A 23,891-nucleotide genomic window follows, 5' to 3' on the forward strand; every position below is an offset into this window, starting at 1 on the left:
AAGTGTACACCTGGTCGCGCGAAGACCCCACTGCGGGCAGCATCATCACAAACGGCACCCCCTCGGCAAAGATCCTGTGGAACCAGACCGACGTCGAACTCAACACCAATGTACTGCTGAACATCCGCAAATGCGGCCCGATGCGGCAATTCAGCTTCCTGGTTTCCATCCAGCAGACCCCTGCGCTCGAAATCACGGTGCCGGAAACCATTTGCGAAAGCCGTTCCTTTGAGCCGCAGGTGGTCTATCCGCCCGATTACACCCCCTCACCCGGACAAACGGTGGAATGGTTTGTCGATGGGGAATCGCGCGGCATGGTCACCAACATTCAGGTGGCCAACAGCAGTACCATGCCCGCGACACACCTGTTAAAGGCCGTCGTACACCACATCAACGGCTGCGACTACGATGTGAGCGTAGAACGGACCATCACCGTACACGGTGCGCTTCAATTTGACCTGCTCCCCGCACTCGACCAGTACCTGTGCAGCCCGTTTACATTCCCCTTGTCATTGAATCCAACACCCGGTTCCGGCGCCACGATCCAATGGTACAAGGACAACATCGAAATTCCGGGCGCGACCGCAGCTACCTACAACGCCACCGCATGGGGGACTTACTATGCAAACATCTCGATTGACGGCTGCAGCATGCGCACACAGGGCACCGAGCTCCGCCCCGGCTGTGGACCGGGGGGACCGGGTTCACCACCCTGTGAAATCGCAGGCGGCCCACCCACGACCATGACAGTCGGCTATACTTTAGACGGCTGCGGCCACATCAGTGCCACAGCAAACTTAGTGCCCGCACCGGCAAACCCCACCTGGACCCTGCCGGCGGACTGTTACCAGTGTTCGGCGGTACAGGACAATGCTACGGCAACGGCCGTAGGATACACGCTCTCCAAGCCCGGGTTGTACCGGTTGAACTACACGGGCCTTTACCCTGCGGTGGGCGGCGGCGAGTGTGCCGTGACCGCATCCACGCTGGTCGAGATCCCGTTTATTGCCAAAGTAAGCGCCGCGATCGAATGCAACGCGGCGGGTACCGGATATACCGTGACACTCCGCGACCTGAGCCCGACCTACAACACGACGATCACGCACCGCGTGTTTTACATTGACGGCACCCCCTATGCACAGGCGGGCGCCACCAAAACGGTCGTATACAGCCTACCGGGCACCCATTCGTACAAGCTCAAGGTCTACGACGACAACCCGGCCCACCTGAGCTGTACCACGGCCGAGTACAGCTTCGTGGTACCCGAACTGCCCAACCCGGCCTTCACCTACACCAGCGAAACCTGCAGCAGCGGCTGCGGGGAGGTGTGCAGCAACAAGACGATCAAGATGCACCTGGCACAGCCGCCCGTAGCCGGGCAAACCTACCTGTGGGATTTTGGTGATGGCACGACCAACACCCAACCCGAACCGGAGAAGACGTATGGGGATCCGACGACCAGTTCATCTGCCCTATTTTCAATAACCCTTACCGTAAAAAATGAAAACGGCTGCGAGGTATCCTCGACAAAACCGGTGACTGTGCAGAAAAACCGACTACTGGGAACGATCGAAGTGCATGACGCTGTCAGTTGTGAAAATACACCGATTACATTGCGTTATGCTCCATCCGGTAATTCAGCCACAGCAACACAATTTACCTGGATGAATGGAACCGAACAAGTGGGCGTTACCTCAACACCAACAATCTCAACCGCGGATAGCAGCCTGACCAATAATATTTCAGGTGCCTATTGGGTAAAGATTAAGGACATTTATGGTTGTACAAATCAAACAAATCCAGAGAACGCCGCATTCGTGATGGTACCCGAAATCCAACTGACTGCACCGAACCGCGTCTGTGCCGGACAATCCTATACGCTCTCGGCCTATGCGGGTGCCGGGGCCGAATACAACTGGACGGTGGACGGGGAGGAAACGGGCTACAGTGCCGCGTATGCCGAACTGGGCCAACTGGCCGACGAAAACCTGATCGGCAGCTTCGTCACCTATACCCTGAAGATCCGGGTACCCAAAGGACCCGCCGGCAGCGGCTACTGCTACAGTGATGTGGTGACCAAATTGGTGTATGTGGACGGTCCGCCCCCCGCACCCGTCGTGAGCATCGTACCGTCAGACCCCGCGCTCTGCAACCCGTACCGCGTCGTATTGTATGCCTATAACCCTGATGGCACACCCGGCACCTTCAACTGGAGCGACGGCCAGAGCAGCGACGGATCGTTTGAATCGACCGTGACGGTCACCGCCGGCGGCCCCTACCAGGTGCGCTTCACAAATGAGGCAGGCTGCAGCGCCACCGCACAGATCGAGGTTCCCAAAGACCCTGAACTGTACCTGTGGCTGTTCCCGACCGGCTGCTACAACCTGTGCAGCGAAATCAAGCGCTTTGTGCTCGCCCCGCTGCCCGCATTTGCACACTGGGAATGGCAGCAAGACGATTTCATCACGGATCAGGGCGATGGCTCGATACTGCCTGACCTGGACTTTCATGGGGACGGCACCTACCGGCAACTGCTGCAGAACCAGGGGTGCGCGGTCACGAGCAAAGACCTGAACCTTGAATACCATTGTGATCCCTGCGAATTCCTGAGCTTTGATAATCTGGATATTGCATCGATTGAAGAAGAGTTTTGCCACTACAGCATCCACCTGCTGATCTACAACGGCACCAGCTCGAACCTGCAGGTGCGCCTAACGGCAGCATTTGGGTATGGCATCGTCAGCCCGTCGGTACTGACCGTCGCACCGGGCGACAACGATGTGACGGTGTCGCTGATCCCCACCAATGGATTTGCCGGTGGGCCGCTAATGCTGTACATGGAGCTGGTGGGCCATCGAAACCATTGCACAATACCACTGCAGTTAGTGTTTCCGCCATTGTGCCCGTCTGAAGTGGAGCCCTCAAGGCCCGCTGCAACCGGTACCGCCGCCACCGCACCGGCATTGTCCATGGTGCCGAATCCGGCACAGGCCGCTACAGTGGTGCGCTTTGACTATGCCGTGCCTGAAGCCGCCGGCCTCGAGCTGGCGTTGTACGACCTGACGGGACGCCTGCTGGACCGTTTTACCCCCGGCACGACCAAGGGGACATGGCAGCTGGATACGGGCCGTTTTGCTGCAGGCACCTACATTGTCACGATGAAACAGCATGGCAAGGTCATCCAGCAGAAAAACCTCGTACTCGAGTAAATAATTTTGTATTTTAGACACGCTCAAAAAATACCTCCCGCCATCACCCCTCTCGAATCGGGAGGGGCCAGGGGGTGAGGATAAAAATAAAAAGAAACACCTTAATACCTGCTGACTATGAAAACAACAGTACCCTTAAACCCCGCCCGCCTACCCGCTCCCCCAGAGAGGGGCCAGGTGGTGAGGAAAACAACCCTCCTACTGATGCTCCTGCTCACCGGCACCTCCCATGCCCAGACCTGGCAATGGGCGAAAAGCGGCGGCAGCACCGATGCGACCCAGGTCGCCAGGGGTCTGTATGAACAAGTCGTCTCGATGGCCACCGACAGCCAGGACAATGTATACATCCTCGCGTATACCGGCATCGCGAACCTGCTGGTCGACGGACATTCAAAACCAACATACAGTATTTACGACGGTGGAGGCGGTACAAATATTGATTATGTACTCGCGAGCTTTGCGTGCGACGGCACCTACCGCTGGGCGCAGGTGATTGGAGGGCAGTACTCCGACTACATCCAGATGCTCCAGGTCGATGCACAGGACAACATCTATATCGCGGGACAGTCCTATAACCATATCGATGATTTTAACTTTCCGGGCTCGTATGCAAAAGTGCACCTCAGTGATGCCGTCACATGGCCCTATGCGGTACAGAACCCACCGTCAGGCTATCCCTCACTATTCATCGCCAAATACGACAGTAATGGAAACGTATTGTGGTACGACAGGCCCCAGGCGGCTAACCTGCCCTCATCGCAGGTAAATGCGGGGCTATCCATTGACCTGCAGACCGATGAACTGGGCAATTCATACTGGATGTGCTACCTTGTACCGGGTACTTATGCAAATGGCACGTTAACAGTGACCCAAAACGCCTATTATATACTTAAATACGATGCGACGGGAACATTTACAGGCTACAAGCTGGTGGATTTACAGGTAACAGGCGATATAGGATTAATGCAAATCCGTATGCGCCGCAACCACCACAACGGAAACTGGTATCTTTCCGGCTCCGTAGATAGGTATGATAATAACATCGCGGTAGTCATTGGGGGGCAGGTCGAGCAATATAGCAAATTCATTGCCGCATTTGATGCCTCAGACAACTTCCTGTGGATGCGCGAGAATAATACTACTCTTGCGGGATTTGCCCGAGGCAGCAATGACCTCGCATTTGACGAACAGGACAACATTTACCTGACCGGTGAGGGCGGAACCATAGGCTCGCCATTGGATCCGGACCCGGTCATGGAAAGTTTCAATGGCAACCAGATTACCGCGCCTTCAAATATTATCCAGATTCCTTGTCCCTACCTGGTCAAGCTCGACCCGCAGGGCAACAACATCTGGTTCACCAGCGGTTTTGACAAGTTTAGCGAAGTAGCGGGTATTACCATCAACGGCAACGAGGTGGCGTATTGCAGCCAGCATGCCGGCATCCAATGGGGCAACATCAGCATCCCGTATGCCAACAAGGGCAAGGATCCATACGTCGCACGCTTTAACCGCGATACCGGTGCCGTGATCGCGATCGAGACCCTGACCAGCACCACCAATGTCGATGATGGTGCCACGGCCATCACCCACGACACCCAGGGCAATTACCTGGTCGGGGGACGGTTCTGGAACCAGCTGATCGTGGGCAGCACCACCTTATCAGACCCGGGTTCAGAGACGAACTTCTTTGTCGCAAAGTTCGGCGCGGCCTGCAACCTCGGCACCGAGACCCCGGAAACCGCGGTCCTCAAAGCCTACCCGAACCCCGTAACCGATCTACTGCACCTGGACAACAGCCAAAATATGGACTACGCGCTGTACAGCCTTACCGGCGCCTTGCTGCAAGACGGCAGCCTGCAGCCACACGCATCCATCGACCTGCAGGGTATCGCCGCAGGGCTGTACCTGCTCGAGCTGCGTGACCACAACGGCAGCAAAACCGTCATCAAGATCGTAAAGCAATAATATACAAGGCCCGCCTACCGGAAGCCGGTGTGGAAAACACTATGAAAACAACAGTACCTTTTCTTACCCTCTTGCCGTCACCCCGAGCGCAGTCGCCGGGCCGGGCGCTATGGCACGTACCATTACTCCCTGCCATCGGAATTGGGTTCTGTAATATATTGTACAATAAATCATATTCCGCGCCGTTTTGTCATTACAACCTGCTGTTTTACAGCCAATCACCTTAAAACCAAAATTGATGAGACGAATACTTTTACTTTTACTGATATTGTTGGGTGCTGCCGGTTGCAGCGATGACGGAGACAATCAATACACCCTGACGGGCCGTCTTGCGCGGGAAGTCAACAACGAGGGCGTGGCCAACCAAACCGTCTATATCCAGGCTTATGAAGTTCGCGACGCGGGCAATCCGTGGGCATTCGCCGAAAGAATAGACAGCACCACCGTGGTCAGCGATGCCGATGGAAACTTCCGCGTGCAGATAAAACATCCGTCGAATGGTTATTTAAGGGTGTACACACCGGGCGATGACCACTATGATTCTGCCCAATACAGTTTCGATCCCGATGAGCCTATTGTCCTGAAGGTCCAAAAATACCTTAAGTTTAAGATTGCAGTTCAAACCACCAGCCCTTATGATGAAAACGACTATGTACACATTGACTTTTTCGCCGGAAATGTACAGGGTTTTATGACGGAGATTGAAAACTTCGGGCTGCCTAATGTATCGTATCCTGCGGAACAGCTTCCGGGCGGCGGCGGTACCGGCGCATGGGAAGACACCTCGTGGAAGGGAACCAACGTGAATTCAGTCGTCTATTACAATGTTCCTGAGAATGCCGAAACGCATAAAATCTTTTCGACCAAAATAAAGAATGGCATCCAGGTCTCAGGCGTTACGCAGGAAATCCCATTTCAGGAAGATGCGGTGAATGAGTACGTTCTAGAGTACTGAGACATCGGATTACCGATAACCGGCAAGGAATTCAACGAGCAGCGCCAGATTAATTTCGCGCTTTTATAGCGGTAACGTGGTCCTGGTTGGCGGATCAACATACTTCGTTTTAACTCATCTTTGCCTGCAGGGCCGTTGTTATGTCAGGCCTGCAAAATTGATGGTTGGTGTATCCTGTCACCATACCGGAGGCGGCAGTTAATGCGACAACCAAACGCGGCAGTTCCAATGCAAAACGCGTATCATACCACTCTAAAAACACCATTTTGCAACCCTAAAAAAATTATATCATAAAAAAATTATTCAAAATAACATTTGAATACGATTTTTACTACATTTGAAATATCAAACACAACAAAAACCAGATGCTATTGAAAGGATCTTGAGAGAATAACGGCAAAAGATTCATTTAGCGAATAAGTGATATCCGTTTAATCTTTTTATGGAGAAGTCCAGACATTAAACATCTATTTTAGTCTCTAAACCGATATTTTGAAACCTTCAGTCGCAGGCCTTGTCAACAGGCACCTCAAGCTATCCAACTACCACATAGAACCAAAGACGCTGGATATGCAATTGCAGACACATCCTGATTTTCCGACGTTCAAAGCGGTATCTGATACGTACGATTATTTCGGCATCCGAAATCTGGCCGCAAGAATTCCTTTTGCGGCCATTCGGCAACTCCCTGAAAACTTCATTGCGTTACTTAAAAGCAATGGTGATCTGGAGGCATTCTTAGTACAGCGCAGGAAAGCCGGTTTTTTAATCACCAACCAGAATATGGAACGGCAGAAGCTCTCAGCTGACGCGTTCGAAACAATCTGGGAAGGGACCGCAATTCTCATTGATGAAAACAAGCGGACTGTGTCGGGTGCCGGTGTTTTTGAAAAAACAGCGCTTATCGCAATGGCTGCCTTCGCTGTCTTTTCTTTAATTTCCGTTAACTCGATTCCTTTCATTGCCTACCATTTATTATCCCTGTCCGGCCTGGCCCTCAGTTACTATATTTTGAAGGAGTCGTTTGGGTTTCACAGTAAAACAACGGCGAAAGTGTGCGCCACGATTTCAAAGCAGGACGGCTGCGGGGTTGTGATCAACGATCAAAATGCCAAACTATTTAAATGGATTTCGCTAAGTGACGCCGTATTGGTCTATTTTTTGTCCATCACCTTATCGGCGATACTGATTGGGGCAAATGATGCGGTATTCCTGACCCTTGCTGCGCTCAGCATTCCGGTTGTTTTGTATTCCATTTACTACCAGGGCATTGTTGTCCGTAAATGGTGCGCGCTGTGTCTGGGAATCTCCGGCATTTTGATGGTACAGTTTGTACTGGCTTGTATGCATTGGCCTGCAATGGCGCCCAGCATTGCTTATGCATCGAAATTCCTGTTCATTGTGCTGTTTGTGTCGCTTTCCTGGTATAAACTCAAGGGCGTCCTGAGCGAACGCTTCAGGCTGGAATCAGTTGAGTTTGAATTTACCCGATTCAGGAGAGACCAGGAGCTGTTTTTAATGTGCCTGACAAAAGAGCATTTAAAAGACCATAATGTCATTGCCAAATCGCATAAAATAACGTTCGGTTCCGACAAACCCGTAATCGTTATCGATGCCGTTACCAATCCGATGTGTGGCTTTTGCAGCGAAGCTTTCAAGACCTATGCAGGCCTGCTCAAAACCTACGGCGAAAAGGTGCAGATAAACCTGATCTTCAGTGTGCCCAATAAAAACACCACCCATCCGGCGACGCAAATTGTGATGGCGGTATTGGCCATGTACCTGAGTGGCGACAAAACGCAAAGCCTCCACATGCTTGCATCATGGTTTGAAAAGCGGGACTTAAAAGACTGGCTGGACCAATACCCTGTACAGCAGGATGCGCGGATTACCGCAATACTCAACGACCATCAGGATTGGGTCGCTTCAAATGGCGTTACCCAGATCCCAACGACGTTTATCAACAATTACCTGTTCCCAAAAAGATATGATTTAAGCGATATTTTCTTATTTATAGACGATTTGATTTCCGAAAACAGTCATTAAGACCTAAAAAACCATGGGTAGGAGCCCATCGGATATACAGTATTCTTGCAAGAGTAGTCAGAAACTCAACTGACTTAAAATGATTGAGCAGATTTATTTTTAAAAATTTATTTTTATGTTAGAGAACATTAAGAACTTAGAGGGAGTAACCCTATTGAGTAAAGAAGAGCAAAAAAGTGTTAACGGCGGACTGAAAGTAAGGAACGTTCAATGCACAGGAAACATTATTGAGTACAACGGTGGCGCCTATGCGTTCGAATGTACCTGGGATTCCCGTCCATCATGGATTGGTATCGGATTTGGCAGTTGGGAACCGCAGAAAGGACCTTGCCCTGTAGGTTTCCAGGGTTGTTAATCAGTATTGGGGATGGCTGGGCCATCCCCAATATTTACTATTCATTTTTCAAAATAGGTTGTATAATATGAAAATATTGATGCCTGTTGTAAGTTTGTTGTTTGTGGTAAGCTTGTACTCACAAAACAACAAAACGATACAGCTGCTGAACAAAATTGATTCTACTGCAATTGCCTCCGCCAATGTTTTCGTGGATGATCAATTCGTGAGCAATTCGGATGATCAGGGCTTTTTCAGTGTTCCGGCTTCACGGGAATTTTCAGCAGTAAAAATCTCTCATGTGCTTTTTGGCAGCGTAGTTTTCACCAAAGCCGCCATCCTAAAAACGGAGAAGATCTATCTTGAGGAAAAAACCAGTCAATTGGACGCGGTAAACATCAGTGGCCATAAAAAAATCGAAAAGCTGATTTTTCCGGAAAAAAGTACGCTAAACCTGAAGAAAAATGGGGTCAGTTTTCCTTACAACACTGAAGTAGCCGTATTTGTCCCGAATGACCGATTGCTGGACAGTTACTACATTTCAAAAATCATCATCAAGACCGCAAAAAACCAGTTTATTAAAAGTAACGATGCGAAGTATATCCCATTCGAGGTGAACCTGTACAGCGTCGACCCGGTCAGCGGCCTGCCCGGAACAAAAGTCTTTAACGATAATTTCTTCGCTGTAAGAAAACAAGATGACGCCGACGTCAGTATTGACCTGAGTGCGATGCCATGGACGGCGTTCCCTGACAATGGCATTTTTATCGTTGTCGGTTTATTCAACGAGGCCTACTATGTTGGCATGGGATATTCCCAGAAACCATCGTTCGGTGTAGTCAGGAGGAAGAAAAAATCAAATTTTAAAGAATACCACCGTAATCTGGTTGATGGCGAACCGGGCGAATGGACTGAGCCGATGTATAGTAAATTTAACCTGCAGTGTTTTAATTTTGGCCTGCAAATTACAAAATAATGAATCAAATAACTTTAAGTCTCTCCTGCTGCTTCCTCCTCATTGGAGGCAGTCTGACGGTGAACGCCCAGCAAAAGGTGTGGGTCCTGAATCAGGAAACCAAAGAGCCCGTGCCATTCGCCACCGTCATTTATGCAGACAGACTCGGAACCTTTACCAATGAAGACGGCGGGTTCGTATTGGGTAAAATCTCCGACAGCCTGACGGTTCGCTCCATTGGGTATAAAGCGTTAAAAATCAACACCAGTGATATAAAAGACACCATTTGGATGCGTCCTGAGGCCATCGCTCTGGATCCTGTCGTGATTCCGGAACCATCAAAAAAATTCTCTTTTTCAAAGGTGGCTGTTAAGACACACGACCATTTCCCAAAAAGCTATCTGGCGGTGGCCGGAAATGAGATCGCAACGCTTATTCTGGGAAACCACCATGCCACCCGGTCGTATCTGACAAAACTTAAAATTCCGACGAACGCCTCGATACTCAAGGTCCGCGCGAATGACAAAACCAAAGCAAAGGAAGTTGACGAGCAGTTTAGCAGTGTGTTTCAGCTTCAATTTTATGAAAATCAAAATGGACAGCCCGGTGCGCTATTGGGCGGTGACCCGATTGTGATTACAATCACACAAAAAGACGCCAAAAACTTTGAAATAGATCTTTCAGACAAGAAGATTAACGTCCCTGAAGAAGGGCTGTTTGTAGGCCTGTTAGCCATAGGCCGCGCAGACCCGACAGGAAATCTGCTCGCTGAAAACCCCTATGAAGAGCGCCTTACGAAACAAGGATATCTCAGAATTGGGCTCGCCATCCGGCCCTTATTCCCGATTACGGAAGACGATGAATCAAGCCATACTTTTATGCGCTACCGCTTCCGTGTCGACGGCGACGAATCGTGGTCCGTCTATGACAGGTATTCCTTTTCAAACAAAAATATCGATATCCATAGGGCCCTGAATCTGGGTATAGGATATGAGCTTAAAAATTTTGAGTAGCCGTGCTTCGCGACAAGACAGCACTCTAAATGAGTATAATGGTAAACTAACTAGCCGATAATGTCAAATTTTCCTTTCTATAAACAGCCTGACACCAAAGACTGCGGGCCTACATGCTTAAAAATCATCGCCCGGCATTATGGCAAATCAATCAATATACAGGCGTTAAGGGATATCAGCGAAACCAACAGGGAGGGGAGCAATCTGCTTTCTTTGTCTGACGGCGCAGAAAGTATCGGACTTAAGTCTCTAGGTGTTAAACTTAGTTTTGAGCGGCTGAAAGAGGTGCCGCTTCCCTGTATCCTGCATTGGAACAATGAGCATTATGTTGTGCTGTACAAAATAAAAAAAGGGCGCTGTTTCATCTCTGACCCGGCAATTGGATTGCTTGATTATCCCGTACAGGAATTTTTGGACTTCTGGATCGGCAACAACGCTACCCAAAAAACAGAAGAAGGAATCGCCTTATTGGTGGAACCCACTCCCAAATTCTACAATGCTGATTTTGAAGATGAAGATAAAAAGGCATTTGGATTCAACTTACTGTTTCGGTATATCCTCCCATATAAAGCGTTTATCATCCAGCTTGCCGTTGGGCTCTTTGCAGGAAGTCTGCTGCAGTTGATATTTCCATTTTTAACCCAAAGCATTGTGGATGTAGGGATACAAAACCAGAATATCCACTTCATTTACCTCATTTTATTTGCGCAACTTTTCCTGTTTATTGGTAAAACCGCATTGGAACTGATTAGAAGCTGGATCACGCTGCATCTCTCGACACGGATAAACATTTCTTTAATTTCCGATTTTTTTATCAAATTAATGAACCTGCCCATTTCATTCTTTGACGTCAGGATGACCGGCGACATCATGCAACGGATCAACGACCACCACCGGATTGAAAGGATCCTGACCTCATCGTCCCTGAGCGTGCTGTTTTCGGCATTCAACATGTTGGTGATGGGGGGTGTTTTAGCGTACTACAACCTGAAGATCTTTATGGTTTACTTCGTGGGCAGCCTGCTCTACTTTGCCTGGGTAGTTATTTTTCTTAAACGGCGGGAGTCTCTCGATTACAAACGGTTTACACAAATCAGCCAGGAACAGAGTAAGGTAATTGAACTGATCAACGGCATGCAGGAAATTAAGCTGCACAATGCGGAAAAACAAAAAAGATGGGGATGGGAATATATTCAGGCAAGGCTCTTCAAAGTTTCTATGAAGGGTTTGGTCCTTGAACAAACCCAAACGATTGGATCGGGATTCATCAACGAATTAAAGAATATCATTATCATTTTCCTTTCGGCTAAGTTTGTAATCGATGGAGAAATCACCTTGGGTATGATGATGGCCATCAGCAGCATTGTCGGCAGCCTCAACGCCCCTGTACTGCAGTTGATTAATTTCATACGGGAAGCCCAGGATGCCAAAATATCGCTGGCGCGTTTGTCAGAAATCCATGAAAAAGAAGATGAAACACAGGGTGAAGAAAATCTGGTCGCTGAGATACAGCAAAACGCCGATATCGTCATCAAAAACCTATCCTTCAGATACACTGGTACTGATGTAAATGTGCTGGAAGGACTCAATTTAACCATTCCGGCCAATAAAATCACGGCGATAGTAGGAACCAGTGGCAGTGGAAAAACCACCTTAATGAAACTACTGTTAAAGTTCTACGATCCGGCCTCCGGCGAGATTGCGGTCGGAGATTCCCTTTTACAGCATATTACCCAAAGGGCGTGGCGCAATCACATCGGGACTGTAATGCAGGAAGGCTACATCTTTAATGATACCATTGCGCACAACATCGCGATTGGCGTTGACAGAATCAACAAAGAGAAACTGGTATATGCTGCCGACGTGGCCAATATAAGAGATTTCATAAAGGACTATCCGTTGGGATACAATACCAAAATCGGCATGGAGGGCGTGGGCATGAGCACCGGCCAAAAACAAAGGCTGTTGATTGCGCGCGCGGTCTATAAAGATCCTGAAATGCTGTTCTTTGACGAGGCCACCTCATCCTTAGACGCCAACAACGAAAAAGAAATCATGGAAAAACTCGATATCTTCTTCAAAAACAAAACGGTTGTCGTCATTGCCCACAGATTGAGTACGGTGATGAATGCGGACCAGATCGTAGTGCTGGAAAAGGGAAAAATCGTAGAAATCGGAACCCATCAGGAACTGATTGATTTAAAAGCGAGCTACTATAAGTTAATAAAAAACCAGTTGCAATTGGGCAGCTAAATCACTATGAAAGAAAAAGACACTTCTTTTGAATTAAGGAGCGAAGAAGTACAGGAGATCCTGACCCGCGTGCCCCATTGGTTAATTCGCTCAGGCTCAGTGATTATCTTCGGGATCCTGGCGATGGTATTTTTTGCATCATGGCTGATCGAGTATCCGGACATCATTTCGACGAAAATTGTAATAACGACCAATGTACCTCCACAAAAGCTCGTTGCGAAAGCATCCGGAAGAATCGAAGCCATACTCGTCGCGGACAAAACAGTGGTGTCAAAAAACACCCCGTTGGCGGTGATTGAGAACGCCGCAAACTATAAAGACGTTTTCCTATTGAAAGGAATTGTCGACACTTTTAATATCGATAGGGGCAGATTTCCTTTCGAAAAGGTAAACGCAAAGCAGTTTGGAGATCTTGAAGGGCCTTTTGCAGCCTTCCAGAAAGAGTATATCGCAGACGAACTTAATTCAAAACTACAGCCTTACGAAATTGACGGGAATGCCCAAAAGATGGAAGCGATTCAGCTTAAGGAACGGATAAATTTACTTCAGGCGCAAAAAGCAATCAATCAAAGCGAACTTGAAATCCAAAAAAGCGATCTCGAAAGGCATGAAACCCTGTATCGAAAAGGCATTATTGCGGCTCAGGAAATAGAAAAAAACCGCTTGCAATTTCTGCAGGAACAAAAAAACTACAAAAGCCTTTTAAGTTCCATATCTTCATTGCAGTCATCGCTTAATGAGCTAAACAGAAATACACAAACGACGAAGGTGAATGAAAGAAAAGAGATTGTAAATCTCGAGCGAAATGTTTTCCAGGCGTTCTATCAGCTCAAAAAGTCAATTAAGGACTGGCAGATCAACTATGTGTTGACTTCTTCCATAGACGGTACACTATCATTTTTACAAATCTGGAATAAGAACCAGACTGTAGTTGCAGGGGATCAGGTCTTTTCCATTATCCCAAGTAAAAAAGACGGCTATATTGGAAAAGTAAAAGCGGAGGCAAAAAATTCAGGGAAAATAAAAATTGGACAGGCCGTAAATATCAAACTGGACAATTTCCCGGATCGTGAGTTTGGCGTAATCAGGGGAAAAATAAAAGCCATCTCATTGACACCTGACAAAGAGGGCAACCTGTTAATAGACGTCTCCCTGGCAAATGGCCTACTGACCTCTTACAATAAACCCATCACATTTCAGCAGGAAATGACCGGAACCGCTGATGTGGTTACTGAAGATCTGCGGCTAATTGAACGCCTGCTTTATCAATTCAGGGATGTCTTCAGGCGATAACAAGGAAGACAACATGCTCTAAATAACGTCGGGAGATGGCGATGGTTTGGTTTTGCAAACCAAGACTTTAAGGAAACCCACTTGCGAAGCAGGGTAAAAGCTGCAAACAAAATCAATATTCCGCATAAACTTCCTTCCTTATACAAAAAGGCATACAATCAATGCCAATTTGATGATAACTTAATAAAAATCATTGGTTTAAAATTTCAAATTGCTTTCTAGTTTTTCGTATATTTCGCTAACTTTAAAACCATGATATGAAAACAAAACTACTCTTCTTATTATCAATGTTCTCCGCAGCCGCTTTTGCGCAAAGTGTGAACAGCTATTACGGCGTCGATGCGACTGCCTACACCCTATTCTCCTCTGCGACAGCATTGGACCAATCAGCTGACGGTACAGACCAGAGTTGGAGTTTTAGCGGACTGACAATAAATGGCGATGTGGTAGATACCAATGGCACACCGACTGCAGGCGAGGTCACCTCGTATCCCGGAACGACCTTCAAGTCCACTACCGCAGGAACTGAAAATGCGACCGCAACAAGCAGCACAATCTATGCTAAAGAAGTTGCAGGCACTATTTCCGTGACTGGTGCAGTAAGTGATGGATTGACCCTAAACTATGCTACGGACAATGCTGAGGTTGGAACCTATCCGCTTGCCTATGGATATACCAATACGGATGCTGTCGCAGGAACGTTCAACTACACGACCTACAACGGCACCTTTACCGGCTCATTAACTACATCGATCGATGCGTACGGCACCCTGACGCTGGATCCGGGACCGGATAACGTAAATGTGGTCAGGCTCATGACCCAACAAAGCCTTTCGCTGGTTTATCCGGGATTTGGCACAGTAGGAACGGTGACCATCGACAGCTACAGCTATTTTGAAGCAGGCAACAATTCGCCATTGTTCCGTACTGCGACCACGACGATGGTTGTGCCGTTGCTATCGATTAATCAAACCAAGACTAGGATTGAAATTATGAGTTCGGCTTTAAGCATTGGTGATGTGGCTAAAAACCTTGTACAGGTAACCCCAAACCCGATGTTGGACGTACTGCAAATCGTTAATGAAGGAAACGTTCCGGTGCGTTCGGTACGCCTTTTTGACGTGAACGGCCGCATGGTCGGGGAAACTACAGCTGCAAGCATGGACGTTTCACAATTGCAGAAAGGCATTTATTTTGCCATGATCGCCACGGATTATGGCACCACTACGAAAAAAGTCGTGAAGCAGTAATTGAGTCACAATTGACAATCACAGTGTGCGGCCATACCTTGATCAGTCAAGTACCTGTCGAAGGCGACGAAACCGCATACTGCGACTGAATACAAAGCGAAATCCCATATTCCACCGCAATAGTGATGGAATATGGGATTTTTTTATGGGGAGAGGCCGCGCGAGGGATTGCGGCAGGCACCGTGTGCAGCCAAAAGCCCGGCCCACAGGGCGCGCCATCAGAAAACTACGGCTTAAATTTCAGCGGCAGGTGCACGACTTTCTTCGTTTCAAAAAATTCGTCGGCGAAAAAATCGGCGATATTGTATTCGGTAGCTTTAGGAAAATCCCTAAGCTCGTCGGTCAGGTCGCCGCCTTTGAGGTACAAAATGCCGTTCTTTAATTCGTGCTTCTGTTGTTTCTTAATCTTTTCCTTCACCCAAGACACAAAGTCGGGCATGTTTGTCACGGCACGGCTTACAATGAAATCAAAATCCCCTTTGGCGTTTTCAGCGCGCATCTGTTCGGCTTTGACGTTCTGAAGTCCGAGCGCTTCAGCAACAGCCTTGACTACGTTGATTTTCTTCAGGATCACGTCAATCAGGTAGAAACGCGTTTCGGGAAACAGTATGGCCAATGGAATACCGGGAAATCCACCGCCTGTACCCACGTCGAGCACATAGGTTCCCGGTGCGAATGGCTGGACTTTTGCAATGGCCAGCGAATGCAGCACATGTTTGGTATACAACTGGTCAATGTCCTTGCGCGAGATCACATTGATTTTCGCGTTCCAGTCGTGGTAGAGTGCTTCCAATCGTGTGAACTGTTCTTTTTGGGTATCAGTAAGTTCCGGGAAATATTTCAGGATTTCATCCATGAGCGCGGTTTTAACGTAGATAATTGTAGCGCAAATGCTGCGCGGGACAAAAGTAATGATTTTAGCGGTGAAATTTTTCACGTTTTTGAGCGTTTAGCTCTCTAATAATAATTACCTTTGGAAACAATTTTTTAGATTACAATTTAATTTATGAATACCACAATTCCCACGTTCTCAAAGCAGGACAGCCTGAAATTCTTCAGGACGCTTAACTCCCGCGTTAACAATTACTTTAAAGAAAACAACCTTCAAAAAACCGGAAACTGGAAGCTGCACCTCAAGGCAGTGGTCATGTTCACGATTTTCCTGACGCCATACTTTTTAATCCTGATGCTTGACATGCCGTTTTGGGTGATGATGATCCTTTCAGTGGTTATCGGGATCGGAATGGCCGGCGTTGGTATGAACGTGATGCACGATGGAAACCACGGCTCCTATTCGGAAAAATCATGGATTAATAAATTCATGGGTGGCAGCATCTACATTCTTGCCGGAAATGTTTACAACTGGCAGGTGCAACACAATGTACTGCACCATACGTATACGAACATCCACGGACACGATGAAGACCTCGAGGCCGGGCGCATCATGCGTTTTACGTCGCAGGCGCAGTGGAGAAGGTTCCACAAGTTTCAACATTATTATTCCGTGTTTTTATACGGCTTACTGACGTTCAACTGGGCCATTACCACGGATTTCCAGCAAATGCGCCGTTACATGAAACGCAAATTATCGTATGGCGAATTTCCAAATCCGGTGATCCAATGGACGACGCTGATCATTACTAAAATTATCTATTTTTCAATTTGGCTTGTGGTACCGATGGTATTGGGAATCACCTGGTGGAAAGTGTTGATCGGATTCCTGATTATGCATTATACTGCAGGCGTTATCCTAAGCGTCGTGTTCCAACTGGCACACGTTGTAGAGGAAACTTCAAATCCTGAGCCGAATGAGTACGGCGAAATGGAAAACACCTGGGCGATACACCAGCTTTTCACCACGGCTAATTTTGCACCTAAAAACTGGATTGTGAATTATTTTACCGGAGGATTAAACCACCAGATAGAGCACCACATTTTCCCGAACATCAGCCACGTACACTACGATAAGATTGCGAAGATTGTAAAGGAAACGGCAAGCGAATTCAACCTCCCGTATTACGAATTCGGCACGATGCGCAGCGCCGTAGCCGCACATTTCAAGCATTTGAAAGAACTAGGGCAAAAACCTCAGCTAGCCTAAATATGCAAACCGATACACACACAACGAACCCATTATCCGACAGGATAAACAATTTATCCACTTCACAAACCCTGGCCATGGCAGCATTGGCAAGGGAATTAAAAGCACAGGGAAAAGACATCATCAGCCTGAGCCTTGGCGAACCTGATTTCAACACGCCTGATTTTATCAAAGAAGCCGCTAAAAAGGCAATCGACGAAAATTACAGTACGTATTCACCCGTCGATGGTTATATGGAGCTGAAAGAAGCGATTTGCCGTAAATTCAAAAGAGATAATAATCTTGATTACAAACCAGCGAATGTTGTTGTCTCTACTGGAGCGAAACAATCGCTGTTTAATATTGCGCAGGTGATGCTCAATGAAGGTGACGAAGTGATCCTTCCCGCACCGTATTGGGTTAGCTACTACGAAATTATTAAAATCGCAGGCGGCGTGCCGGTTGAAGTGCCTACATCTGTCGAAAGCGATTTTAAGATTACCGCAGCGCAGCTGGAAAATGCCATTACGCCTAAAACGAAAATGATCTGGTACAGCTCACCCTGTAATCCAAGCGGGTCTGTTTACAGCCGTGAGGAGCTGACTGCGCTGTCAAAAGTGTTGGAAAACCATCCACAGATATACGTCGTAGCGGATGAGATTTACGAGCACATCAATTTTTCGGGTACATTTTGCAGCATTGCGAGCATTCCGGGCATGTTCGACAGGACCATTACCGTGAATGGCGTGGCTAAAGCATTTGCCATGACCGGTTGGCGGATCGGTTACATCGGCGCACCTGAATTTATCGCGAAAGCCTGTACCAAAATGCAGGGACAGGTTACCAGTGGCGCAAACAGTATTGCACAAAGGGCGACCATTACCGCCGTAGATGCAGACCCATCTGTACTAAACGATATGGTTTCGGCGTTTCACCGCAGGCGCGACCTTGTTGTGGGATTGATCCGTGAGATTCCGGGATTGAAACTGAATGTTCCCGAAGGTGCATTTTATGTGTTTCCGGATGTATCTTCCTATTTTGGAAAAACCCTCAGGGGCACAAAAATCAATAACGCAGACGACTTTTCGATGTATCTTTTGTCTGAAGCCAATGTGGCAACCGTGACCGGGGACGCATTCGGAAATCCAAACTGCATCCGTTTTTCATATGCTACCAGCGAAGCATTGCTGACCGAAGCGATGAAGAGAATCAAAGAAGCTTTAGCTTAAACATATGCCCCGAACTTTCGGGGCTTTTTTGTAATATCCCGAACCATTAAGGCATTAAGTTCATTAAGCACAAAACCTTAATTTTCTTAATGCCTTAATGGTTTAAAAAAATTAAAAATGTCAAAAATCTTACTATTGGGTTCCGGAGAACTGGGCAAAGAATTCGTAATCGCAGCACAACGTATCGGTCAAACCGTCATCGCAGTGGACAGTTACGAAAACGCTCCTGCCATGCAGGTCGCGCATGGTTTCGAAGTCATTAATATGCTCGACGGCGATGCGCTTGACAGGATTGTGGCGAAACACCAACCCGACTTTATCGTACCTGAAATCGAAGCCATCCGAACGGAGCGCTTTTATGATTATGAAAAACAGGGCATCACGGTAGTCCCTTCGGCAAAGGCGGCGAATTTTACAATGAACCGCAAAGCCATCCGGGATCTTGCAGCAAAAGAACTTGGACTAAAGACTGCAAACTACCGATATGCCACTACCGCTGATGAATTACAAAGCGCAGTAGCCGAAGTCGGGATACCCTGTGTCGTCAAGCCTTTGATGTCCTCCTCAGGCAAAGGCCAGTCTACGATCAAATCTGAAGCGGACATAGCGACAGCCTGGCGTTATGCCGTAGAAGGCTCACGTGGTGACGTCGTGGAAGTCATTGTCGAAGCCTTAGTGAAATTCAATTCAGAAATTACCCTGCTTACTGTTACCCAAAACAACGGCCCAACCCTATTCTGCGCGCCGATAGGCCACCGTCAGGAACGCGGCGATTACCAGGAAAGCTGGCAGCCTGCGTTGATTTCCGACAAGGATTTATATGAAGCGCAGGATATGGCGGAAAAAGTCACGGAAGCTTTAGGCGGCGCCGGTTTGTTTGGCGTGGAATTCTTCCTTGCTGACGATGGCGTTTATTTCTCAGAACTTTCCCCAAGACCGCACGACACGGGCATGGTTACCTTGGCAGGTACACAGAATTTCAATGAGTTTGAACTGCACCTACGGGCAATATTGGGTTTACCGATATTCGAAATTAAGTTAGAAAAGACCGGCGCCAGTGCGGTGATCCTGGCCTCTGAACACAGCGATCATCCTACTTTCACCGGAATCGAAAACATTGCAGGGCTGCCTAAAACAGATTTTCGTATCTTCGGGAAACCGACGTCGAGGCCTTACCGCCGGATGGGCGTTGCACTGACCAATGATACGCTGGACACCGCTATATCAGAAGTAGTGGAAAGGGCAAAAGCTGCCGCAGCATTAATTAAAGTAAATCCTTAAACTATGAAAAAAACATTTTTTATTTTGTTTGCCCTGGTATCATTTGCGGCAAGCGCCCAGAAGATTGACAAAAAAGTGGTCGAAGTATCCTGTGGCGAATGCCAGTTCAAGATGAAAGGCAAAGGCTGCGACATGGCCGTGCGTATTGAAGGCAAAACCTATTTCGTTGACGGAGATAAAATCGACAAACATGGTGACGCCCATGCTGATGACGGATTGTGCAATGCCGTACGCGAAGCTGAGGTAAGCGGGGAAATTGTCGGTGACCGTTTTAAGGCGACCTCCATTAAGCTGCTGCCCTTGAAAAAGAAATAAGGCACAAAAAAAGTCAGGCGTAAAACAATGAAACCATCGCATTACGCCTGACTTTTAATCCTTTTTATTACAATTCCCGAATAACGCGCGCCGGGTTTCCCGCAGCAAGCACGTTGTCCGGGATATTTTTTGTGACTACAGACCCCGCGCCAATGGTAACGCCGTCACCGATAGTTACGCCCGGGCAAATCACAGTGTTTCCGCCAATCCAGCAATCATTTCCTATCGTCACGGGTTTACTGAATTCAGTTTTTCGGCGGCTTACGGCGTCCAGCGGATGTGTCGCGGCGTAAATATGTACGTTCGCCCCAAAGAACACATTGTTGCCAATGGTGATCTTCATCGTATCCAGCACGACGCAATGGACGTTGAAATAGACATTCTCCCCTGAATGGATGTTGTAGCCGTAATCGCAGTGGAATGGTGGCTCGATGTAAAGGTGCCGGTGTGCGTTAGGCAATAGCTCCCGCAGTATGTTGCGGGAATTGCCATTAAACACATATTCCGTCACATTGAGCCGGTGAAGCAATTTCTTCGCACGAAGCCGTTCCGCACTCAGTTCCTTATCATTCGCGAAGTAATGGTCCCCGGCAAGCATCTTTTCTTTTTCCGTCATGGGGTTTTTGGCTCGGTCTTCTGCGTTAGGTTCTTATTTTCAAATGTCGAAATATCGATGACTTTTTCCATATCAATATCAAAAGTAATGTGGATGCTGTCCCCTTCTTTGGTTACGGGCAATTCGTTTGAGATCTGCGAAGAGCCTACGAAGATGTTTGGGTAATCCCGGACCGTAAAATAATAGAAACTGTTTCCATTTTTTACGTCGCTTTGTATCCTCGTAATAACGCTTTCAAGGGATTTCTTCGTACTCTGCGCATTTGGATTGATCTTATTATCGGCCATGTTATACACATTCTTGTAAGCAGACAAAGTCTCGCGCATGGTGTTGCCCACGCCAACAATCGTGTAATCGCTGATGGCTACCATGGCAAACATTTTCACCAGTCCCCCATCGTCTTTTAACGTCATGACATAAGTCGGAATGTTATTGATGTTATACGGAATCGGCAGGGATGCCTTGTATCCTTTTTCCTGGACTTTTCCTTCCGCGGATCTTTGTGCTGCATATTCCGTGGCACCGCTTTGTTTGTAGAATGTGGTTTGCTTGGTACGCGTATCCGTCAGCACAAAGCCGACAGTAGACTCGTCTTTACCTACCGATGTCAGGCCAGTATACCAGTAAGAACGGTTGTCATGGCCATAAACCAGCGTCAATCCTTCGGTAATCTGAAGTTTATTGGCATTAGAGAAGTTCCAGTATCCATGCACATACTCGCCCCAGTCATTCAATTGGTCCTCAATAAAACTGATGGGCTGTACGCGGTCCACCCATAAAGGTGCGTCGGCGATGGAGTATTCCTTAATCTCTCCGGTGTGGGCATTTACGGTCAACACGCCAGATGCATCATCTCCGGAAAACCCGACACGCTTGGTAAATGTAGTCACAATCCAGTAAGGGTTTCCTGCATCGTCAATCTCAAAACTAAAGTCGGTCAACCCTTTGGTCATATACCCATGAAAATAAACATAACGCTCGATCTGGTCACCGAAAAAGGCTTCCGGCTGGTATTTTATTTTGACAGGTTTACCACCTACTTCCTGCACTAGCCGCACATCCCTTTCATTTGTTGCCGAAACCATTACATATCCGGGCGTACCTTCGCTATTGTTCATCCATTTAAAAAAACCGGTGTGCAACAGCGGGGCAACCCAGTACAAATCATGGTTTACCTTTTGTATTGTAAAATCACCGATCTCCACCTGACTTCCTAATGCCGGCTGTGATCCAATAATTTTTTCTCCCAACAGGTAAGCGAGATCTTCATCAACCACGCGTATTTCATCAATGGAAATCGGCGCGATGTGGTTAGAGATCTTGTCTCCGTTTTCTACTTTTCCAATAAGTTTCTGATAGCTGCCACTATGGAATACTGGCGCACTGGTAAGCAGCGGTACAATGGTGATGTATACAAACAAAATCAGTAATGCATATCCAAAGGCCTTGTGAGGCTTCGAAATAAATTTTACTTTCTTTTGATTTTGAGAATACTCGAGCCTGGTAAAAAACAGCATCGCCAGGAATACCAAAACGATCAACAGAATGGGAAGCTGTATAAATCCGTAGCCCAGTACGGGATGCCCGAAGTACAGAAAAAGAAATGCGATCAAGAGGCTTAACAGCAATGGAAATAATTTTTTCATCGTGGTTTGTTTTTGGTTTTGCCAATTAGTCTTTAAAAGTAACAAATGTTACGCAAACGGCAACGCTTTCCGCAGGAGTAGGAAACTCTGAAAATTTACTTATTTTTGCCCTCGACACAAATCAATTCAAAATAAAATAAACCAAAATCGATGAAAGCATACATATTTCCCGGACAGGGCGCGCAATTTACAGGCATGGGAAAGGACCTTTATGAAACGTCAGCACTTGCCGCCGAATTATTTGAAAAAGCCAATGACATTTTAGGATTTCGCATTACCGACATCATGTTTGAAGGTACAGCAGAACAACTTAAGGAAACAAAGGTAACGCAGCCCGCGGTATTCCTACATTCGGTAATATTAGCGAAAACACTTGGCGGGGACTTCAAACCTGAAATGGTGGCCGGTCACTCTTTGGGCGAATTTTCAGCTCTGGTGGCTAATGGAACTTTATCATTTGAAGACGGACTTAAACTGGTATCGCAACGTGCGCTGGCCATGCAAAAAGCCTGCGAAATCACCCCGTCAACGATGGCTGCTGTATTGGGCCTTGAGGATAAAATTGTAGAGGACGTCTGCGCCTCAATTGATGGCGTTGTTGTTGCTGCGAACTATAACTGCCCGGGACAGTTGGTAATCTCGGGAGAGACGACAGCAGTGGAAAAGGCCTGTGAAGCGATGAAAGCAGCCGGTGCCAAACGGGCACTGATCCTTCCTGTAGGCGGGGCTTTCCATTCGCCCATGATGGAGCCAGCAAGAGAAGAACTTGCAGCAGCCATTGAGCAAACTACGTTTTCGACACCGATTTGTCCAGTATACCAGAACGTGACCGCAGCAGCAGTTTCTGATCCTGGTGAAATCAAAAAAAATCTTATTATACAGCTTACTGCTCCTGTAAGGTGGACACAATCTGTGCAGCAAATGATTAAGGACGGCGCGACATTGTTCACAGAAATTGGCCCGGGGAAAGTACTGACAGGATTAGTTAACAAGATTGACCGCGAGGCAGCGACACAAAACATTTAGGAATCGCACCAAAAAAGCTAAAAAAAATCCGATAGATAAACGTCTATCGGATTTTTTTTTATTACTAATTGTTAATTATTAATTATCAATTGATCTTATTTTCCGCTCCCATTTCCACGCATCGCGCATGGCATCTTCCAATGTCAGCTTGGTTTTCCAGCCTAACTCGTCATTGGCTTTGCGCGTATCAGCATAAGCCGCTATCACGTCACCTGGTCTTTTGTCAACGATTTTATAGGGCAGTTTTTTGCCGCTTACTTTTTCAAACGCCTGTATCACTTCGAGCACAGTACTTCCTTTTCCGGTACCTAAATTAAAGACTTCGACTTTGTCGGTATTCTTGTTGTCAAGCAACCTTTGCAATGCCACAACGTGCGCTTTGGCAACATCGACCACGTGGATGTAATCGCGGACACAGGTCC

The 23,891-nt window shown here is 47.5% G+C and carries 19 protein-coding genes; 15 read left to right on the top strand and 4 right to left on the bottom strand.

The window, feature by feature from the left end; translation table 11 throughout:
- From CFE23_RS15075 to CFE23_RS15120, 10 genes are all read left to right on the top strand, one after another.
- The coding region (locus tag CFE23_RS15075; RefSeq protein WP_291089768.1) for a PKD domain-containing protein at positions 1 to 3,209 on the top strand (3,209 nt) is incomplete at its 5' end.
- Between the two features lie 204 nt (positions 3,210 to 3,413).
- The gene (locus tag CFE23_RS15080) at positions 3,414 to 5,177 is read left to right on the top strand and encodes a T9SS type A sorting domain-containing protein (RefSeq protein ID WP_291089772.1); all 1,764 of its coding nucleotides are present in this window, start codon (positions 3,414 to 3,416) and stop codon (positions 5,175 to 5,177) included.
- A gap of 238 nt (positions 5,178 to 5,415) precedes the next feature.
- Positions 5,416 to 6,132 (top strand): hypothetical protein, encoded by a 717-nt coding sequence (locus CFE23_RS15085; RefSeq protein ID WP_291089775.1) that lies wholly within the window; start codon positions 5,416 to 5,418, stop codon positions 6,130 to 6,132.
- 492 nt (positions 6,133 to 6,624) lie between these two features.
- The gene (locus tag CFE23_RS15090; protein WP_291089778.1) at positions 6,625 to 8,178 is read left to right on the top strand and encodes a vitamin K epoxide reductase family protein; all 1,554 of its coding nucleotides are present in this window, start codon (positions 6,625 to 6,627) and stop codon (positions 8,176 to 8,178) included.
- A 115-nt stretch (positions 8,179 to 8,293) separates the two neighbouring features.
- Positions 8,294 to 8,533, top strand: coding sequence for a hypothetical protein (locus tag CFE23_RS15095; protein WP_291089780.1), 240 nt, complete (start codon positions 8,294 to 8,296; stop codon positions 8,531 to 8,533).
- 67 nt (positions 8,534 to 8,600) lie between these two features.
- A complete protein-coding gene (locus tag CFE23_RS15100) occupies positions 8,601 to 9,488 on the top strand; it encodes a hypothetical protein (RefSeq protein ID WP_291089783.1) in 888 nt (295 codons plus the stop codon).
- Positions 9,488 to 10,480 (top strand): carboxypeptidase-like regulatory domain-containing protein, encoded by a 993-nt coding sequence (locus tag CFE23_RS15105; RefSeq protein WP_291089786.1) that lies wholly within the window; start codon positions 9,488 to 9,490, stop codon positions 10,478 to 10,480. Before CFE23_RS15100 ends, CFE23_RS15105 begins: the two co-directional genes overlap by 1 nt.
- 60 nt (positions 10,481 to 10,540) lie before the next feature.
- Positions 10,541 to 12,733: a peptidase domain-containing ABC transporter gene (locus CFE23_RS15110; protein ID WP_291089789.1), complete on the top strand. Its 2,193-nt coding sequence runs from the start codon at positions 10,541 to 10,543 to the stop codon at positions 12,731 to 12,733.
- 6 nt (positions 12,734 to 12,739) lie between these two features.
- Complete coding sequence (locus CFE23_RS15115) at positions 12,740 to 14,026, top strand: HlyD family efflux transporter periplasmic adaptor subunit (RefSeq protein ID WP_291089792.1); 1,287 nt, start codon at positions 12,740 to 12,742, stop codon at positions 14,024 to 14,026.
- Positions 14,027 to 14,283: 257 nt separating this feature from the next.
- Entirely contained in the window at positions 14,284 to 15,276 is a 993-nt protein-coding gene (locus CFE23_RS15120) for a T9SS type A sorting domain-containing protein (RefSeq protein ID WP_291089794.1), read from the top strand.
- Positions 15,277 to 15,502: 226 nt separating this feature from the next.
- Here CFE23_RS15120 and rsmG read toward each other — a convergent pair whose 3' ends face one another.
- On the bottom strand, positions 15,503 to 16,132 hold the full coding sequence (gene rsmG, locus CFE23_RS15125) for a 16S rRNA (guanine(527)-N(7))-methyltransferase RsmG (RefSeq protein WP_291089819.1): 630 nt from the start codon (positions 16,130 to 16,132) through the stop codon (positions 15,503 to 15,505).
- A 150-nt stretch (positions 16,133 to 16,282) separates the two neighbouring features.
- Here rsmG and CFE23_RS15130 point away from each other — a divergent pair, with 150 nt between their 5' ends.
- From CFE23_RS15130 to CFE23_RS15145, 4 genes are all read left to right on the top strand, one after another.
- The gene (locus tag CFE23_RS15130; RefSeq protein ID WP_291089796.1) at positions 16,283 to 17,377 is read left to right on the top strand and encodes an acyl-CoA desaturase; all 1,095 of its coding nucleotides are present in this window, start codon (positions 16,283 to 16,285) and stop codon (positions 17,375 to 17,377) included.
- A gap of 2 nt (positions 17,378 to 17,379) precedes the next feature.
- Positions 17,380 to 18,585, top strand: coding sequence for a pyridoxal phosphate-dependent aminotransferase (locus CFE23_RS15135; protein ID WP_291089798.1), 1,206 nt, complete (start codon positions 17,380 to 17,382; stop codon positions 18,583 to 18,585).
- Positions 18,586 to 18,702: 117 nt separating this feature from the next.
- Positions 18,703 to 19,866, top strand: coding sequence for a formate-dependent phosphoribosylglycinamide formyltransferase (gene purT, locus CFE23_RS15140; protein ID WP_291089801.1), 1,164 nt, complete (start codon positions 18,703 to 18,705; stop codon positions 19,864 to 19,866).
- A gap of 3 nt (positions 19,867 to 19,869) precedes the next feature.
- Positions 19,870 to 20,181, top strand: a complete 312-nt coding sequence (locus CFE23_RS15145; RefSeq protein WP_291089804.1) for a DUF6370 family protein — start codon at positions 19,870 to 19,872, stop codon at positions 20,179 to 20,181.
- Positions 20,182 to 20,248: 67 nt separating this feature from the next.
- Here the strand turns inward: CFE23_RS15145 and CFE23_RS15150 are convergent, their stop codons facing one another.
- A complete protein-coding gene (locus tag CFE23_RS15150; RefSeq protein ID WP_291089808.1) occupies positions 20,249 to 20,797 on the bottom strand; it encodes a sugar O-acetyltransferase in 549 nt (182 codons plus the stop codon).
- A complete protein-coding gene (locus CFE23_RS15155) occupies positions 20,794 to 22,443 on the bottom strand; it encodes a hypothetical protein (RefSeq protein WP_291089811.1) in 1,650 nt (549 codons plus the stop codon). The genes CFE23_RS15150 and CFE23_RS15155 overlap by 4 nt, the downstream gene beginning before the upstream one ends.
- A 150-nt stretch (positions 22,444 to 22,593) precedes the next feature.
- On the opposite strand from CFE23_RS15155, the gene fabD reads away from it, so the two are divergent.
- Positions 22,594 to 23,469: an ACP S-malonyltransferase gene (gene fabD, locus CFE23_RS15160; RefSeq protein WP_291089814.1), complete on the top strand. Its 876-nt coding sequence runs from the start codon at positions 22,594 to 22,596 to the stop codon at positions 23,467 to 23,469.
- Positions 23,470 to 23,547: 78 nt separating this feature from the next.
- Here the strand turns inward: fabD and CFE23_RS15165 are convergent.
- The coding region (locus tag CFE23_RS15165; protein WP_291089817.1) for a GDP-mannose 4,6-dehydratase at positions 23,548 to 23,891 on the bottom strand (344 nt) is incomplete at its 5' end.

It is taken from the genome of Flavobacterium sp. BFFFF1 (assembly GCF_002256285.1).
Lineage (GTDB): Bacteria > Bacteroidota > Bacteroidia > Flavobacteriales > Flavobacteriaceae > Flavobacterium.

What these genes read in the sequence shown, in the direction of transcription:
- CFE23_RS15085 (WP_291089775.1), top strand. Translation starts at nt 5,416, where the DNA reads ATGAGACGAATACTTTTACTTTTACTGATATTGTTGGGTGCTGCCGGT.
- CFE23_RS15095 (WP_291089780.1), top strand. Translation starts at nt 8,294, where the DNA reads ATGTTAGAGAACATTAAGAACTTAGAGGGAGTAACCCTATTGAGTAAA.
- CFE23_RS15115 (WP_291089792.1), top strand. Translation starts at nt 12,740, where the DNA reads ATGAAAGAAAAAGACACTTCTTTTGAATTAAGGAGCGAAGAAGTACAG.
- CFE23_RS15135 (WP_291089798.1), top strand. Translation starts at nt 17,380, where the DNA reads ATGCAAACCGATACACACACAACGAACCCATTATCCGACAGGATAAAC.
- CFE23_RS15130 (WP_291089796.1), top strand. Translation starts at nt 16,283, where the DNA reads ATGAATACCACAATTCCCACGTTCTCAAAGCAGGACAGCCTGAAATTC.
- CFE23_RS15110 (WP_291089789.1), top strand. Translation starts at nt 10,541, where the DNA reads ATGTCAAATTTTCCTTTCTATAAACAGCCTGACACCAAAGACTGCGGG.
- rsmG (WP_291089819.1), bottom strand. Translation starts at nt 16,132, where the DNA reads ATGGATGAAATCCTGAAATATTTCCCGGAACTTACTGATACCCAAAAA.
- CFE23_RS15100 (WP_291089783.1), top strand. Translation starts at nt 8,601, where the DNA reads ATGAAAATATTGATGCCTGTTGTAAGTTTGTTGTTTGTGGTAAGCTTG.
- CFE23_RS15145 (WP_291089804.1), top strand. Translation starts at nt 19,870, where the DNA reads ATGAAAAAAACATTTTTTATTTTGTTTGCCCTGGTATCATTTGCGGCA.
- CFE23_RS15120 (WP_291089794.1), top strand. Translation starts at nt 14,284, where the DNA reads ATGAAAACAAAACTACTCTTCTTATTATCAATGTTCTCCGCAGCCGCT.
- CFE23_RS15105 (WP_291089786.1), top strand. Translation starts at nt 9,488, where the DNA reads ATGAATCAAATAACTTTAAGTCTCTCCTGCTGCTTCCTCCTCATTGGA.
- CFE23_RS15080 (WP_291089772.1), top strand. Translation starts at nt 3,414, where the DNA reads ATGCTCCTGCTCACCGGCACCTCCCATGCCCAGACCTGGCAATGGGCG.
- purT (WP_291089801.1), top strand. Translation starts at nt 18,703, where the DNA reads ATGTCAAAAATCTTACTATTGGGTTCCGGAGAACTGGGCAAAGAATTC.
- fabD (WP_291089814.1), top strand. Translation starts at nt 22,594, where the DNA reads ATGAAAGCATACATATTTCCCGGACAGGGCGCGCAATTTACAGGCATG.
- CFE23_RS15150 (WP_291089808.1), bottom strand. Translation starts at nt 20,797, where the DNA reads ATGACGGAAAAAGAAAAGATGCTTGCCGGGGACCATTACTTCGCGAAT.
- CFE23_RS15155 (WP_291089811.1), bottom strand. Translation starts at nt 22,443, where the DNA reads ATGAAAAAATTATTTCCATTGCTGTTAAGCCTCTTGATCGCATTTCTT.